This is a genomic window from Nocardioides sp. Z13_37 (genome assembly GCF_058355585.1).
Genome location: NZ_JBZGDV010000001.1, coordinates 129,373 through 145,318, shown reverse-complemented (window position 1 = coordinate 145,318; position 15,946 = coordinate 129,373). Strand labels below are relative to the sequence as shown.

General features: G+C 65.6%; 15 protein-coding genes and 1 pseudogene. 14 read left to right on the top strand and 2 right to left on the bottom strand.

The window, feature by feature from the left end; genetic code table 11:
* From AC4H2S_RS00710 to AC4H2S_RS00645, 14 genes and pseudogenes are all read left to right on the top strand, one after another.
* On the top strand, window positions 1–1,851 hold the full coding sequence (locus tag AC4H2S_RS00710) for a polysaccharide biosynthesis protein (RefSeq protein ID WP_491495039.1): 1,851 nt from the start codon (window positions 1–3) through the stop codon (window positions 1,849–1,851).
* Window positions 1,848–3,011 (top strand): DegT/DnrJ/EryC1/StrS family aminotransferase, encoded by a 1,164-nt coding sequence (locus AC4H2S_RS00705; RefSeq protein ID WP_491495038.1) that lies wholly within the window; start codon window positions 1,848–1,850, stop codon window positions 3,009–3,011. The genes AC4H2S_RS00710 and AC4H2S_RS00705 overlap by 4 nt, the downstream gene beginning before the upstream one ends.
* A 23-nt stretch (window positions 3,012–3,034) precedes the next feature.
* Entirely contained in the window at window positions 3,035–3,619 is a 585-nt protein-coding gene (locus AC4H2S_RS00700) for a sugar transferase (protein ID WP_491495037.1), read from the top strand.
* Window positions 3,612–4,142, top strand: a complete 531-nt coding sequence (locus AC4H2S_RS00695) for a GNAT family N-acetyltransferase (protein ID WP_491495036.1) — start codon at window positions 3,612–3,614, stop codon at window positions 4,140–4,142. Before AC4H2S_RS00700 ends, AC4H2S_RS00695 begins: the two co-directional genes overlap by 8 nt.
* Window positions 4,135–5,070, top strand: a complete 936-nt coding sequence (locus tag AC4H2S_RS00690; RefSeq protein ID WP_491495035.1) for an ATP-grasp domain-containing protein — start codon at window positions 4,135–4,137, stop codon at window positions 5,068–5,070. The genes AC4H2S_RS00695 and AC4H2S_RS00690 overlap by 8 nt, the downstream gene beginning before the upstream one ends.
* Before the next feature lie 14 nt (window positions 5,071–5,084).
* Entirely contained in the window at window positions 5,085–6,371 is a 1,287-nt protein-coding gene (locus AC4H2S_RS00685) for a glycosyltransferase family 4 protein (RefSeq protein ID WP_491495034.1), read from the top strand.
* Window positions 6,365–7,438, top strand: a complete 1,074-nt coding sequence (locus AC4H2S_RS00680; RefSeq protein ID WP_491495033.1) for a polysaccharide biosynthesis protein — start codon at window positions 6,365–6,367, stop codon at window positions 7,436–7,438. Before AC4H2S_RS00685 ends, AC4H2S_RS00680 begins: the two co-directional genes overlap by 7 nt.
* Entirely contained in the window at window positions 7,435–8,553 is a 1,119-nt protein-coding gene (locus AC4H2S_RS00675) for a polysaccharide biosynthesis C-terminal domain-containing protein (protein WP_491495032.1), read from the top strand. The genes AC4H2S_RS00680 and AC4H2S_RS00675 overlap by 4 nt, the downstream gene beginning before the upstream one ends.
* 5 nt (window positions 8,554–8,558) lie before the next feature.
* Window positions 8,559–9,677 (top strand): non-hydrolyzing UDP-N-acetylglucosamine 2-epimerase, encoded by a 1,119-nt coding sequence (gene wecB / locus AC4H2S_RS00670; RefSeq protein WP_491495832.1) that lies wholly within the window; start codon window positions 8,559–8,561, stop codon window positions 9,675–9,677.
* A 311-nt stretch (window positions 9,678–9,988) separates the two neighbouring features.
* Window positions 9,989–10,234 (top strand): annotated as a pseudogene (locus tag AC4H2S_RS00665) (LbetaH domain-containing protein); the annotation flags it as partial.
* Window positions 10,231–11,388: a glycosyltransferase gene (locus tag AC4H2S_RS00660; protein ID WP_491495031.1), complete on the top strand. Its 1,158-nt coding sequence runs from the start codon at window positions 10,231–10,233 to the stop codon at window positions 11,386–11,388. The pseudogene AC4H2S_RS00665 and the gene AC4H2S_RS00660, both read left to right, overlap by 4 nt.
* Window positions 11,385–12,824 carry an O-antigen ligase family protein gene (locus tag AC4H2S_RS00655; protein ID WP_491495030.1) on the top strand — a complete coding sequence of 480 codons (1,440 nt, stop codon included), beginning with the start codon at window positions 11,385–11,387 and terminating at the stop codon, window positions 12,822–12,824. The genes AC4H2S_RS00660 and AC4H2S_RS00655 overlap by 4 nt, the downstream gene beginning before the upstream one ends.
* Window positions 12,825–12,834: 10 nt before the next feature.
* The gene (locus tag AC4H2S_RS00650) at window positions 12,835–13,521 is read left to right on the top strand and encodes an ATP-grasp fold amidoligase family protein (protein WP_491495029.1); all 687 of its coding nucleotides are present in this window, start codon (window positions 12,835–12,837) and stop codon (window positions 13,519–13,521) included.
* A gap of 218 nt (window positions 13,522–13,739) precedes the next feature.
* Window positions 13,740–14,687 (top strand): lipopolysaccharide biosynthesis protein, encoded by a 948-nt coding sequence (locus AC4H2S_RS00645; RefSeq protein WP_491495028.1) that lies wholly within the window; start codon window positions 13,740–13,742, stop codon window positions 14,685–14,687.
* Between the two features lie 301 nt (window positions 14,688–14,988).
* Here AC4H2S_RS00645 and AC4H2S_RS00640 read toward each other — a convergent pair whose 3' ends face one another.
* Window positions 14,989–15,498 carry a hypothetical protein gene (locus tag AC4H2S_RS00640; protein ID WP_491495027.1) on the bottom strand — a complete coding sequence of 170 codons (510 nt, stop codon included), beginning with the start codon at window positions 15,496–15,498 and terminating at the stop codon, window positions 14,989–14,991.
* Window positions 15,488–15,817 (bottom strand): hypothetical protein, encoded by a 330-nt coding sequence (locus AC4H2S_RS00635; RefSeq protein ID WP_491495026.1) that lies wholly within the window; start codon window positions 15,815–15,817, stop codon window positions 15,488–15,490. Before AC4H2S_RS00635 ends, AC4H2S_RS00640 begins: the two co-directional genes overlap by 11 nt.
* Between the last annotated feature and the right edge of the window lie 129 nt (window positions 15,818–15,946).

The window sequence follows — 15,946 nt, the reverse complement described above, 5'->3', positions numbered from 1 at the left end:
ATGACTGTGACCGGACTGGAGTCAGCCGTGCGCGGTCGGCGTACGGCGATGCTCCTGGCGCTCGACGCGCTGGCACTCGCAGCGGCCTACTTCTTCGGCGTCGTCGTGCGCTACGACGCCGTGCCGGAGGACATCTGGAGCAACACCGCGCTCGTGGCGGCCGCCGCCATCGGGCTGCACTGGCTCTTCGGGATGCTCGGGCGCGTCTACCTCGGTCGGGTGGGCGTCGCCACCAACGAGGAGACGCTGGTGCTCAGCGCCGCAGCGTTCGCCGCCGGCGGACTGGTCTTCGTGGCCAACGCCTGGGTCGACCCGCAGTGGGTCGCCCGCAGCCTGCCGGTGACCGCGACCTTCCTCGGCCTGACGGTCATGCTCACGGCCCGGGCGACCTGGCGACGCCTGACGCAGCGGCTCGCCCCGGTCGCCGCGGGGAACGGGCACGCCGCCCTCGTCGTCGGTGCGGGCGCCAGCGGCGCCCGGTTGGTGCACTCGATGCGTTCGCACCCCGAGGCCGGGCTGGTGCCGGTCGGCTTCCTCGACGACGACCCCTGGATGCGCAAGCGCCGGCACTTCGGCGTCCCGGTGCTCGGTGGGGTGGTCGACCTCGAGTGCGTCGTGCGCGCGACCGGGGCGACGACGGTGGTCGTCGCCATCCCGAGCGCCAGCAAGGACCTGATCAAGGCCGTGGTCGACCGGTGCACCGAGCTCGGAATCACCGCCAAGGTGCTGCCGTCCTTCGCCGAGACCTTCGCCAGCACGGCCGACGTTCGCGACGTCCGCGACGTCGACCTGCGCGACCTGCTCGGTCGCGCCGCCGTCGAGATCGATCTCCGCTCGATCGCTGGCTACGTCGCCGGCAAGCGGGTGCTCGTCACGGGAGCCGGCGGCTCGATCGGCTCCGAGCTGTGCCGCCAGCTCCACCGCTTCGACCCTGCGGAGCTGATCATGCTCGACCGCGACGAGTCGGCGCTGCACGGCGTACAGCTGTCCATCCATGGCCGGGCGCTGCTCGACAGCTCCGACGTGGTGCTCAACGACATCCGTGACGCGGTCGCGCTCCGACGCCTCTTCGAGGATCGCCGCCCCGAGGTCGTCTTCCACGCCGCGGCCCTCAAGCACCTGCCGATGCTCGAGCAGTATCCGCACGAGGCGATGAAGACCAACGTGCTGGGCACGGCCAACGTCCTCGAGGCCGCGGCCGCCGTCGGGGTGACCACCTTCGTCAACATCTCCACCGACAAGGCCGCCGACCCGACGAGCGTCCTGGGCTACTCCAAGCGCGCCGCCGAGCGCCTGACCGCCGACATGGCCCGACGGGCCGACGGTGCCTACCTCAGCGTCCGCTTCGGCAACGTCCTCGGCTCGCGCGGATCGGTGCTGCACACCTTCACCGCGCAGATCGAGGCGGGCGGCCCGGTGACGGTCGTCCACCCCGAGGTCACGCGCTACTTCATGACGGTGGAGGAGGCGGTGCAGCTCGTGATCCAGGCAGGCGCCATCGGCGAGGACGGCGAGGTGATGATCCTCGACATGGGCGAGCCGGTGAGGATCGTCGACATGGCCCAGCAGCTCATCGCGATGTCGGGCAAGAGCATCGAGATCGTCTACACCGGCCTCCGCGAGGGCGAGAAGCTCCACGAGGAGCTCTTCGGCGCGTCCGAGAGCGACGAGCGCTCCAAGCACCCGCTGGTCTCCCACGCGCACGTCGACCCGTTGTCCGCGGACGTCGTGCGGTCCTTCGACCTCGGTGCCCACCACCTCGGCCTGCTCCAGGCCTTCGAGGACTGGGTGCACGCTCCGCAGGCCGAGCTCGCGCTCGCCCAGCACGTCGAGCGGGAGAAGGCATCATGAGCGTCGACGTCGAGGCGCGGTCCCGCATCCTCCTGTCCCCGCCCGACGTGGGCGAGCTGGAGCAGGACTACGTCATGCGGGCCATGCGCTCGGGTTGGGTGGCCCCTGCCGGTCCAGACCTCGACGCCTTCGAGGACGAGGTCGCCGCTCGCGTGGGCGTCGGCCACGCGGTGGGCCTGGCGTCAGGCACGGGGGCGCTGCACCTCGCCCTCGTCTCGTGGGGCGTCGGCCCAGGCGACGTCGTGCCCGTGTCGACCTTCACCTTCGCCGCGACGGTCAACGCCATCCGCTACGTCGGCGCGGAGCCGTTCTTCGTCGACTGCGACGAGAGCGGCAACATGAGCCCGGTGCTCCTGCAGCGTGCCGTGGACCAGCTCCGGTCCGAGGGGCGAAGCGTCCCCGTCATCGTGCCGGTCGACATGCTCGGCAAGTGCGTCGACTACGCCGCCATCGGCGAGGTCGCGGTCGACGCCGGCGCCCGGCTGCTGTGCGACGCCGCCGAGTCGTTCGGTGCCACCTACCGCGGCACGCCGGCCGGGTCCTTCGGTGACGCGTCCGTCGTCTCGTTCAACGGCAACAAGATCATGACGACGTCGGGCGGCGGCATGCTCCTGACCAACGACGCTGCCCTTGCCGCACACGTCCGCAAGCTCTCCACCCAGGCGCGGGAGCCGGTACCGCACTACGAGCACACGGAGGTCGGCTACAACTACCGGCTGTCCAACATCCTGGCTGCGATGGGTCGGGCGCAGCTCGTGCGCCTCGACGACATGCTGGCCCGCCGTCGTGGGTGGCGCGAGCGCTACCGTGCGCTCTTCGCCGACCAGCCCGGCGTCTCCATCCTCGGTGGCGCCGACGACGCCGGCGACAACTGCTGGCTCACGGCGATCGTGGTTGACCCCGACGAGTCGGCGTGGTCGGCGGCCGACCTGTCCGCAGCGCTCGACCGCGCCGACGTCGAGACGCGCCCGGTCTGGAAGCCGATGCACGTGCAGCCGGTCTCCGAGGGACTGCGCGGCGCGCTCGACGGGACCTCCGAGCGACTCTTCGCGCACGGGTTGACCCTGCCCGCCGGGTCGGCAATGACCCAGCACCAGTTCAGCCGCATAGCGCAGGCCCTTGATGAAGCAATGCGCGGAGATCAGAAGGGCAGTTCCTGAAATTGTCGTATCCGTTGCAGAGATTGATCGCGGCAATTGCGTCGCTGCTGCTGTCGCCCGTCCTCGCCGCATGCGCCGCAGTCATCAGGATCGTCGACGGACCCCCCGTCCTGTTCAAGCAAGAGCGGCTAGGTCGCCATCGACAGAGCTTTGAGATCCTCAAGCTCCGGACGATGGTGACTGATGCTGATCGACTTCTGGTCGACGATCCGAGCGCCAGCAGGTTGACTCGGACTGGGCACTTCCTTCGTAAGTCCAGCCTGGACGAGCTTCCGCAGCTGCTGAACGTCGTTCGCGGTGACATGGCGCTGATCGGTCCGCGCGCGATGCTGCCGGAGGTCGGTGCGAACCTGCCGCCGGAGTTCGAGGGCAGGTTCGATGTGACGCCGGGGCTCACCGGGTTGGCGCAGGTGCGAGGACGTAACGACCTACCCTGGTCGGCCCGCCTGGCCGCCGACCTGGAGTACGTGCGCAAGCGGAGTCTGCAGCTCGACCTCACGATCGTGGTGAAGACAATCGGGGTGTTGCTGCGCGGTTCCGGATTCCAGGCTGATCGAAATACCGCACTGGTAGACGACCTAGGACTGTTGAAGCGCCTTGATGGATGATCTTGTGTGGACCACCTTCTCTCCTCGCCACGTCCGAGCTCGCTCGCAGTGGCTCAATCAACCTGAGGTTCTGGCTGGAGTCCCGGTGGAAGGCGTCATCTCCGAGGAGACGACGGCTGCGTGGTGTACGCGTGTGCTTGACGACACGTCGCGCCAGGATTTCGTCCTGGAAGACAAGTTCGGATCCCCGCTTGTCATGTGCGGCGTCACGGGCATCGATGAGACGGCGAGGCGTGGCGAGCTCTACATGTTCGGTGGCGTCGCGTCGCAGGGCCGCGGGTTCGGCTCTGTTGCCCTGCAACGCCTCTGCGTGTGGGCCTTCGGCGACCGCCAGCTGAACCGGTTGTTCCTCTACACCCTTGAGCAGAATGCGGGCGCCCGAAGGTTCTACGAGCGCCAGGGCTTCGTCCAAGAGGGCTGCCTGCGACAGCATTCCGCGCACCAGGGTCGGCTGGTCGACAGATATGTCCATGGGTTGCTGGCGGCCGATTATGTGTCCGGGCGGGGCGAGTGGCATGGGTAATCTGCTCGTTCTGGCCGCTGGGCGCAGACGCTACGTCCTCCAGGAGCTGCTGGGCGCTGGTGGCTCGGCAGATCGCGTGCTCGCTGCCGACAGCGACCTCCTGACACCTGGACTCGCGTTGGACGGTGTGGAAGCGATCCAGGAACCGGAAGGCGATGTAGACGACTGGCTCATCGGCACGTGCGCTTCGCGCAACGTCGATGCAGTTCTGAGCCTGCACGACTACCAGGCGATCAGGGTCAGCCGCCTACGCGACCGCCTCGCCGCCGGAGGTACTCGGTGGATTGGCCCCAGCCCATCGATTGCGACGACGCTTCTTGACAAGGCTGAGCTTGCCAAGTTCCTGAAGGCGTCGGCCCCCGGCCTGGCGATCCCGACCTTCACCATGACCGACCGCCTGCCGGCGGACGTCGACCTGTGGGTCGTCAAGGAGCGCCTCGGATCAGGGTCGTCCGGGTTGCAGGTCGGGCTGGCCAGGGGAGAGGCGCAACGAGTGCTGTCTCAGGACCTGGTTGCCCAGCCACTTGTCGGTGGGAGCGAGTGGAATCTCGACTTCTTCATCTGGGGCGATGGCGAGATACGTGGTGTCAGCGCCAAGCGCAAGATTCGCATGCGCGGAGGCGAGACGGACGCCGCGGAGGTCATCCCGTCAACCGATCTTCCCTTCGACGTCACGCCGGTGCTGGATGCCTTTCGAGGGATTGATCACCTCGGGAACGTCGACCTCGATCTCTTCGTCGACGGCGACCGACTCCGTGTCGTAGACGTGAACCCGCGATTCGGTGGGGGCTTCGCCTTCAGCGCGAAGGCGGGCTACGAAGCGGCTGCAGCCGTGTGGTCGATGACCAACGGCGATGATCGGCCGTTCCGCGTCGAGTCGAGCCATCGCTTCGTCGGCGCGAAGTCAATCGACGTGGTCGAGCTGTGAGGAAGGCCAAGCGAATGAAGGCGCTACTGAAGTCGCCTCGAGGGCGATCGGCTTCGAGCAACCGCGCGCTGCTCGTCACGCAGTGGTTCCCCCCGGAGCCCGCTGCCCAAGCGGCTCGGGTCGCCCGTGTGCTCCGTCAGGCGGGATTCGACACCGAGGTCGTCACTGGTATTCCGAACTATCCTTCCGGCACCGTTGCGGACGGCTACCGCGCGACTTCCGTCATGTCGGAGTTCGTGGACGGTGTGCGCGTCCACAGGTCGCCGCTGTACCCCAGCCACGATGCCAGTGCAGCTCGACGGATCCTCAACTATGTGTCATGGGCCATCTCGGCCTCCGTTGTTTCCCTGCGGCACTTCCGCAACGCACGAGTAGCAGTTGTGTACGCGTCACCGGCAACGGCGGCCCTGCCGGCGATGATCGCGCGCCGTCTACTCGGCACGCCTTTCGTGTTGCTGGTCCAGGACGTCTGGCCGGACTCGGTGTTCTCATCGGGGTTCTTGCCCGGAAGGTTGGGACGCGTGGCCAAGTGGGCGCTGACGAAGTTCGTCGGTGCCGCCTACAACGCATCGTCACACGTGGTGGTCATCGCTCCCGGAATGGTTGAGCTTCTCGCGGACCGCGGCGTTCCGAGGTCCAAGATCACGCTGATCTACAACGCGGTCGACGCCGCCGTCAACGAGGTCAAGTCCAGCGTCTCGCGCGAGAGCCTAGGGATTGGACCTGAGGCGTTCGTCCTCATGTATGCCGGCAATCACGGGGCGGCTCAGGCCTTGGACGTGTTGGTTCGCGCCGTGGGAAGCTCCGCCTGCGAGCGCGATTGCCACCTCGTTCTCGTGGGCGACGGCGTCGAGAAGGGTCGTCTTCGGGATCTGGCCGACACCGTCGCGCGCGGAGTCGTGCACTTCGTGGACCCGCAGCCGCGCGAGGCAGTCCCAGGGCTGATGACCATGGCCGACGTTCAAGTGCTCTCGTTGGCCGACAATCCGCTCTTCGAATCGACCATCCCCAGCAAGCTCCAAGGGATCATGGCTGCCGGCGAGCCCTTGCTGGCCCTCGCCTCCGGCGATGTCGCGCGCGTGGTGAAAGACGCGCGATGCGGAATCGTGTCCACGCCGGGAGACGTGAGCGAAGCCCAAGAGGCCATCGGGCGGATGGCGGGACTGTCGACGACGAAGCTCGAAGAAATGGGATCCAACGGCGCGGCGTACTACCGCTTGCACATGCAGGACTCAGTCAACACGGAGCGGTGGGCCAGAACTCTCGCTCCGTTCGCACGTCAAGGAACGGAAGAATGTTGAACAACACAGGACAAGTAGCCGCTGCGCGAGCGGAAACCCGCGGCCCCATCCTGGTGACTGGGGGGACCGGCTCGTTCGGTTCAACAATGGTGCGCCGGCTACTGGAGACCGGAATCGACGAGATCCGAGTCCTGAGCCGCGACGAGTCGAAGCAGGACGCGATGAGGCGCGAGTTCTCCGACGGTCGCCTCAAGCTCCATCTCGGGGACGTCCGTGATCCACGCAGCGTCGAGGACGCGATGGACGGTGTGGAGCACGTCTTCCACGCTGCCGCTCTCAAGCAGGTGCCGAGCTGCGAGTTCTTCCCGCAGCAGGCTGTCGAGACCAACGTCATGGGCAGCGACAACGTCATCCGTGCCGCGGAGCGCGCCGGCGTGAGGTCGGTGGTGTGCCTGAGCACGGACAAGGCCGTCTACCCGATCAACGCCATGGGCATCTCGAAGGCGATGATGGAGAAGGTCGCCCAGGCGCATGCCCGTAACCGGCGCGCGAGCGGCACCACAGTGTCGGTGACCCGGTACGGGAACGTCATGTACAGCCGTGGCTCCGTCATCCCGGTCTTCGTGCAGCAGCTCAAGCAGGGAACGCCGCTCACGATCACTGACCCGACCATGACCCGCTTCCTCATGTCGCTGGACGAGTCCGTCGACCTGGTTCAGTACGCGTTCGACCACGCGAAGCCAGGCGACCTGTTCGTCTACAAGGCGCCTGCTGCGACCGTCGAAGTGCTGGCGCGCGCCGTGGCCTCGCTCTTCGGGGACGACGACCCGCAGATCAAAATCATCGGGACGCGCCACGGGGAGAAGCTCTACGAGTCGCTCCTGAGCCGTGAAGAGCTGCAACGCTCGCACGACCAGGGGAACTACTACCGCGTGCCTCTTGACGCGCGCTCGCTCGAGTACGAGCTCTACTTCGATGAAGGCGAGGCGAAAGTGGTCGACCACGACTACACCTCGCACAACACCACGCGTCTGGACGTCGAGGGTGTGAAGAAGCTGCTGCTTCAGCTCAAGCCGATCCAGGACGAGATGGTCGCAGCTGGGCGCGCGCAGGAGCTGACGTCGTGAAGGTCGCCGTCACAGGGGCTCATGGCTTCCTGGGCTGGCACACGGCCTGTCGGCTCCGCGCACTCCATGGGGCGGAGCCGATACGGATCGGCCGCGCTGACTTCGCTGACAGCTCGACGCTCGCTGAACGCCTCAGCCACTCGGACGCCGTGATTCACGTCGCTGGCGTAAACCGCGCCGCTACCGACGACGCAGTCGAGAATGGCAACGTGGAGATCGCCGAGACGTTGGCGGTCGCACTCGAGCAGCTGGGCCGTCCCGTGGACGTCGTCTTCGCCAACTCTGTGCAGGCCGAGCTCGAGAACGCATACGGACGAGGAAAGCGCCGCGCATCTGAGCTGCTCTCATCGGCCGCGCGTGCCTCTGGGGGGCGCTTCGCCGACCTACTGCTTCCCAACCTCTTTGGCGAGCACGGTCGACCGGGTTACAACTCCTTCGTCGCGACCTTCGTCCACGAGGTGATCGCCGGGCGACGGCCGGAGGTCACGGGTGACCGCGAGATCCACCTCCTGCACGCGCAGGACGCCGCGGCCGCCCTGATCGAAGCCATCGGCACCGACGTGCGGTCTGGCGTCGCGGGACACCCGGTCCACATCAGTGGCGTCCTCGCCACGTTCGAAGAGATCCATCGGCTCTACGCCGTAGAGGGTCAGATCCCAGACATCTCCACGCCGCTGAAGCGCAACCTGTTCAACACCTACCGCGCCGCCGCCTTCCCCGACATGTGGCCGCTCCGCCCGACGGTGCACTCAGACGCCCGCGGTGACCTGTTCGAGACCGTCCGAACCCACGGCGGCTTCGGCATGGCGTACGCCTCGACGACTCGTCCGGGGCAGAAGCGCGGCGAGCACTACCACCTGCACAAGGTGGAACGATTCGCCGTCATCCAAGGCGAGGCGGAGATCCAGCTCCGACGCCTCCTCCACAACGACATCGTCACCTTTCGCGTGAGTGGTGGAGAGCCGCACATCATCGACATGCCCACCTTGTGGGTCCACAACATCCGCAACGTCGGAGACAGCGACCTGATCACCCTGTTCTGGTCGGACCAGCTTCTCGACCCGGACAATCCGGATCAGTTCCCGGAGACGATCACTCAGGAGGCACCGGCGTGAAGGTCATGACAGTCGTGGGGACCCGCCCCGAAATCATCCGGCTCGCGCGCGTCATCGACCGTCTGGACAGGACTCCCGGCATCGAACACGTCCTGGTCCACACGGGCCAGAACTACGACCACTCGCTCAACCAGGTCTTCTTCGACGATCTTGGGCTGCGGGCACCTGACCACTACCTGGGCGTGGACACGAGCAGCCTCGGCGCGGTCCTGGGCGGCGTTCTCCTGGGCACGGAGAAGGTGCTACTGGCGGAGAAGCCCGACGCATTCCTCGTGCTCGGCGACACCAACTCCGCCATTGCCACCGTCATGGCCAAGCGGATGCGGATCCCGACCTACCACATGGAAGCCGGAAACCGCTGCTTCGACGAGAACGTCCCCGAGGAGACGAACCGGCGACTCGTTGACCACGTTGCCGACTTCAACCTCGCCTACACCGAGCACGCACGACGCAACCTCCTCGCCGAGGGACTGCAGCCGCGTCGAGTTCTTGTCACCGGCTCGCCGATGCGTGAGGTACTGGAGACGTTCCGCGACCAGATCAACACCTCGGATGCACTTGAGCAGCTCGAGCTCGAGTCTGGTGAGTACTTCTTGGTCAGCGCACACCGCGAGGAGAACGTCGATCTACCCGAGCGTCTGCAGATGCTCCTCGACTGTCTGGTGGCCGTTCGCGAGCAGTTCGGCAAGCGCATCGTGGTGTCCACGCACCCGCGGACCAGGAGGCATCTCGACGCGCTGGACAGCGACCTCGATCTGAGCGGCATCGACTTCATGCAGCCGTTTGGCTTCCATGACTACAACAAGCTCCAGCTCGGGGCCGCATGCGTGCTGTCGGACTCGGGCACTATCGCGGAGGAGTCCTCCATCCTTGGCTTCCCGGCGATCACCCTGCGTGACTCGATCGAGCGACCTGAAGCGCTGGACAGCGGCTCGATCGTCATGACCGGCCTGAATCGGGACGATGTCGTCCGTGGCGTTGCCCTGGCGATCGCCGACGGGCCTGTCGATACCTCACAGCCGGCCGGTTATGAGATCAGCGACACGAGCAATCGCGTTGTCCGTTTCATCGCGTCGACGGCGAGCCGCCACCACCAGTGGTCCGGCATCCGGGGCGGCCAGTGATGACTATCAGCCGGGGGACCACGGCCTACGCAGTCCTCAGCAGCTTCCGTCGCAACTCCATCCGCGTGCGTAAGCGCCTCAGCTGCGTGCATCCGACCACCTACGTTCATTCGTCGGCGCGCGTCAGCCGCGACCTCACGACCGAGGAGTGGGTGTTCGTCGGCGCCCGGGTGCACCTAGACCCGCAGGTCTCGATCGGTCGCTACTCGATGCTGGCAGCCGAGGTGACCGTTGTCGGTGACGACCACATCTGGGACGTCGTCGGCCAACCGATGCAGTTCACGGGCCGTCCCCCGCAGCAAGAGACCGTGATCGGGCGTGACGTCTGGCTGGGCCGCGGTGCCTTGCTTCGACGCGGCGTGTCGATCGGCGACGGCGCGATCGTGGCCGCGCGGGCGGTCGTGACCAAAGACGTACCTCCGTACAGCGTCGTGGCGGGCGTCCCGGCAGGGATTATCCGTCAGCGCTTCGACGCCGCCGGGCAGGCCGAACATCAACAGATGCTCGACGGGCCGGTCGTGCCTCGAGTCGCAGCCGAGAGGCTTGGTCGGCCGTGAAACCGGAGGCACTCAACCGGCGCGTGGCGGTGGTATATCCGCATCTGCCGCACTACCGCTACGGCGTGTTCAGCGAGATGGACGTGCGCATCGCGGACGTGCTCTTTGTCACTGGTGGTCAGTCGAGAGACGGCTCCATCGCCGTCACGCCCCCTGGCTCCTTTCGGCGGGAGGCGACGGTACGTAATCGCTGGATCGGCCCGTTCCTCTGGCAGCGAGGGCTGGATCGTGAGCTGAACCGGTTCAAGCCGGACGCGGTGATCTACCTCGGCGACTTCGCCTATCTGTCCACGTGGACGAGCGCGCTCTGGAGCAAGGTGCGTGGACGGAGCGTCTACTTCTGGACCATCGGGTGGCACAAGCCCGAGACCGGCCTCCGCCGCGTGGTCAGACACGCGTTCTATCGACTCGCCGACACGTTGCTCCTCTACGGTCGAACGGGACAGGACATTGGCGTGGCTGCCGGGTTCCCGCGAGAGCGAATGCATGTCATCTACAACAGCTACGCATCACGTTCTGACGCCGCTGGCAACGCGCTGACTGACGAGCAACTCCCCGAGCCAGGGCGACCTGTCGTCGGCGCCGTAGTTCGGCTGTCGGCCAACAAGGGGCTGGACCTAGTCATCGACACCGTTGCCGAGCTGAATCGGACATATGGGCTGGACGCGTGCTGCCTCATCGTTGGCGAGGGCCCGGAACGCGAGCGGCTAATGCGTCATGCAGCAGAAGTCGGAGTGGATCTGTACCTCCCCGGTGCGGTCTACTCTGTTGAGGGTCTGGAGAAGGCGTACCGCCGGTTGGACGTGACTCTGCTGCCGATGGCGGCCGGACTAACTGTGCTTCAAAGTCTGAATGAGGGAACGCCGGTAGTCACTCTCCGCGACCCGTATCGGCAGATGCCTGAATTTGAGGCCATCGCGGACGGGGAGACAGGCACACTCGTCGACGACGTAGAGCCAGGCGTCTTTGCTGCGGTGTGTGCGCACTGGATTCGTCGAGCCGCCGCTGAGGGCGGTGGACTCGAGCGCAACATCAAGGCGACGGCCAGCAACAACTGGTCTCCAGAGGCGCAGGCTGCCGCAATTGTCCGTGCGATCGTCGATCAGAGGAACCGCTTCTACCTCAGCTGGCCGCGAAGGAAAGCGGCCCGATGAACGCCATGTCGCCCCGTATCGCGGTCTCCGCGATGCTTGTTCCATTAAGCGGTCTTGTCGCATTCGTCTCCACCAGGGAAGACCCAACGCCAGCAATGCTGGTGGCCGTGGCTTTTGTTGGATTGCTAGCGCTGACAACGGCCAAGGTCCCTACAACACTCTTCGTGTTTGGGCTTCTGCTCCCCATCCATCAATTGGCGGGAGTTCCTGAACGTTCTCTTGATCTGGTGCGGTATGGGCTGGCGGCGGCGCTCATCGTCAAGTGCAGTGCTATTTCTGGTCGGAAGAGCCTACTGCAGCACGAGATCCTTCTGTTCGTGGTCGCGCTGTGGTTGGGCGCTCTAGCGTGGAGCCGTTCCGAATCGCCTTCGCTGTTCACGGCCTCTGTGATGGGGTTGGCGACCGCAGTCGTCTACCTGTTGCGATCGCGGGGACTAGTTACTACCCATTTGTGGACAGGATACGTCTGCGCATCAGTTGCCAATGGTGCGATCATCATTGCCCAAAGCTTGGGCGTTCCCATCCCATTCGTGTCCAACGCTTTCGTCGGATATGACCGGCATGTAGGTCTCGGGGCGAATGCGCCCTTGGTTTCGTACGAGCTGGCCGTCGCGTTCGTTCTTGCCTCATTGATACCCAAGATGGTGTTCCGTGTTCCGGCGCAGGCTGTGATCGTTGTGGGTCTTTTGGTCTGTGGCGGCCGCGGCGGTTTGGTGGCGCTGGCTGTGGCGCTGGGAGTGGTGCTGGTGCTAAGCAAGCGTTTCCGCAAAAGCACCCTAGGGTTCATACTCGTCGGCGCGGTCGGCGGCTATTATCTGATGGCCAGTTCCCTGAACTTCTCTACTTTGAACCGATTCGTTTCAACGACCGACTCATCAGGAGTGACGAGCGGGCGCGGAGAACTGTTAGTGGCGAGTATCGAGGAGTTCGTGTCGAACCCGCTCGTGGGCATGAGCCTCCCTGCGTTCAGCGAACAGTACGGTTCGACCCCCCACGTCGCCCTCCTGACGTTCGGAGTAGCAGGCGGACTCCTGCCTGCCCTCTGCATCCTGATCGTCACTGGCGCCATGGGTATGGCTGCGCTACGGGAAAGAAATAGCGATAGGCCAGTGATCGCCCTGGTCAGCGTGTTCATCGTTTGGATCTTGCTTGAGCCAACTGGACCATTCGTTGGACTTCTGGGTGTTCTCCTGCTCGCCTACGTCCTTGACGCTCCGGACGAGCCGGTGACGCCATTAGATCGACCGATCAAGGAGAATGGTTATGGGCCCCCTGCTACTGGCGATCAAACGCCGAGTGCGTCGATTCGTCATCCGGCTCCCAAGGGTGGGCCGCCAGTTGATGTTTCTCGTGAATTACGGCCGCTTCTACAATCTTCGCGCCCCGCGCACCTTCAACGAGAAGTTGCAGTGGAGGGCCGCAAGGGATCGCCGTGACTGGCTCGTCGTGGCATCCAGCAAGGTTGAATCCAAGAGCTACGTCGCTCAAGTTCTGCCCGCGCTCGGGCAACCGAAGACACTTTGGCATGGTGAGGACATCGCGGAACTACTTGCCCTGGACCTAGATGGTCCGTGGGTGCTCAAGGCCAGCCACCGGTCAGGGTGCTTGCTGTTCGGCGAGGGACGGGTCGAGTCCGACATGCTCCCCGCAGACATCGAGACTTGGTTGCGCGACGCGGAATGGGAGAACAATCGGCTCTGGGCCTATTCCCAGGTGCGACGAGAGTACATCTTAGAGGAACGGCTGCCTTCTGACTTGGAGTCGGTGGCGCCTGATGACTACAAGTTCTTTGTCTTCGACGGCGAGGTGGCCATGGTGCAGGTGGACAGAGGGCGGTCCGAACAGCACACGAGAGTTCTGTTCGACCGCGACTGGCAAGTTCTCCCTTACACCTATTCATGGCCGCAAGGGAACTTCGGCCCCCCAGCAGGCCGACACGCGAGACGCATGCGCGAATACGCAGAACACTTGGGGGTTGGGTACGACTTTGTACGCGTCGACCTGTACCTCATCGGAGAAGAGGTGTTCTTCGGGGAGTTGACCGTGTATCCAGCTGCGGGATTCTCGCACTGGCCAAAGGAGCTTGATCTCGACATGGGAAGGCGCTGGGTCCTTCCCGACCTGGGGCGGTAGATCCATTGCTCAGGCGGTTCTCGTCCATCGTTGTAGTACGCGTCGTTGCGGCGGTTCTACAGGCCCTGCTCCTCCTGTGGTTGGCTCGTGATCTAGGACCGGTGCTCTTCGGCCCCTTTGCGGTGGCCCTTGCTGTGGGCGCTCTGGTCGGAGTGGTATGTGGGCTGGGCTCGACGTCGCAAGTGCTTCGGCTAGGCACCTCCGCAGAGGACCGCGCTGTGGCCAATACGCTGGTCCGGTTGCGCGCCTTCTCTGCGTTGGCTTCAGGTGCGGTCGCGTGTGTCGTGGCGTGCGCGCTCGGCGTCCCGGGGCAGTTGGCGCTGGTCGTGTTCGCTTGGGTTTGGGCTGAGCTGCTCAGCGAAGTTGCGCAGGGGGTGCACTTCGGCCACAAACGGGTGGGGCGCGCCAGCCGGGTGATGCTGGCCCGACGAATACTTCCGGTCGGCGCACTCACCGTGGGAGTCCTCTGGGACCCGACATCACGCTGGTGGTGGCTGTCGGCAGGCAGCGTGCTGGCAGGCCTCTTCTCGCTCTTCTCCTCGAGAGTGGTCCGTGGCGCCGCCATTCCGTTGCGTCAGGCGTTGGCCCGCGCGCGCTATTACTGGACGTCGACATTGCTGGTCGGGTTGCAGGGCGCTGACCTTGTCTTCGTGGGGTTCGCTTCGAGTAGCGCCGTCCAGGTGGGCCTCTACTCTGCAGCCACGCGCGTGACGAGTCCGCTCAACATCCTGACAAGTTCGGTGCTGGCGCTTCTGACACCCGAACTCGCCCAAGCTCCTGAGTCCGATCGGCCCAGGATCTTCGGAAGAGCGTTGAAGGTCCTTGCCGCGGTCGCTGGTTTCCTCTTGATTAGTAGCCCGCTCATCGCCTACTTAGCGACGATCGTTCTGGGCAGCGAGTACGCGGGGGCTGAGCCCTATCTCGTCGGAGTCACTGCGGCGGTTGCCGTAGGCGCGCTGACACAAGGAATGGTGTCGTACCTCTACGCCGTGGACCGAGCCAAGATGTTGACCAGAGCACGGCTTTGGAGCGTCCCGCTCGGGATCGTTGTCGTGGTTGTCGCAGCCTACTCAGGGTGTACGGCGGCATTGGCGTGTGCGCCCGTCGTCGTCCAACTCATCCAACTCTTCGCGGTTCGCCGCGCCTTGGGTCGCCCCACCCCGTGACGTGCTGTCCTCGGGCGTGATTTGGTGCCACTCGACTTCCCGGGTTGCGGCTGGGACCAATAACCCAGGGTGAGCGCACGGGGATCCACGAGCGCCTGCGATGCTCCTGAACTAAGCGACGCAGTCCATCGGCTCTCCGATTCGGGACAGCAGGTCTCGACCTAGGGGTCGCACAACAGCGGTGCCGTGGTGCAGCCGGCGGTCGACGCTGTTGGGGTCCAGGCGACGCTGGCTGGAGCATCGGGGTTCGCAGGGATGCGGCCCCACCGGGGGGCTGGTGGGGCCGCATCCGGTCAACGAGCTACCGCCGGATCTTGACGGGCTTGGAGACGAGCCGCACGGGCTCGAACCCACTCTTGCGGATCCGCACGATCACCTTGATCCTCTTGCCGCGGTCAGCGGACTTAGGCCGGTAGGTCTGGCCCGTCGCACTCTTGATCCGACGGCCGTTGACCTTCCAGGTGATCGTCACCTTCGACGGGCCCGGGGTGGTCACCCGCGGCACCTTCACCCGCAAGAGCCCTCCGACGCTCCGCACTCCGACGATCTTGATCGGTCCCGCGAGGGCGAGGACGGCCGGCTCGCTGGTCGGCGGCTGGACCACCACGGGCCGCGGGGCCACCGGCGGCTGGGCGATGACCGGGTTGGTGTCGAGTCCGCCGACCACCAGGCTGATCGCGTTCGGGCCCGCAGCTCGGGTCTCGAGCAGCGCGCCGTCGGCGTACACCGTGACGGTGTAGCCGGTGATCGCGGCTCCTCCGTCATCGATCGGCGGAGTCCAGGCCACGCGGATCGCGCCGTCACCGTCCACGGTCGCGACGTCGCTGAAGGGCGCCGTCGGGGCCTGGGGGCTGGGCGTGGACGTCCCCGCGACCGGGTTCGCCGGTGGCACCGTGGTCGTCGGTGTAGTCGACGACCACCCGGAGGTTCAGGTCCAGGTGCTCGGCACGCGGGACGAAGCCCGTCACGTTCCACGGGTTCGTGACGACGTCGGTCCAGCCGCCCCGGCCTGTCTCGGAGACCTGCCAGGTCCACGTCAGGGCCTCGCCGGCCTCGCGCAGCCCGTCCTCGTCCTGGAGGCCCGAGGCGTGGACTGCCCGGCCGACCACCGGGCTCTGCGTGCTGAGCACCGGAGGGATCGGCGCGTCCGGGACGTTGACCACCATCTCGGTCGTCGCCGGGGACTTGAGGCTCCTCAGGACCCCGTCGTCGTCGAGGAAGGTGACCTCGACCTTGAGCAGGTTGTCGACCTCGAAGTC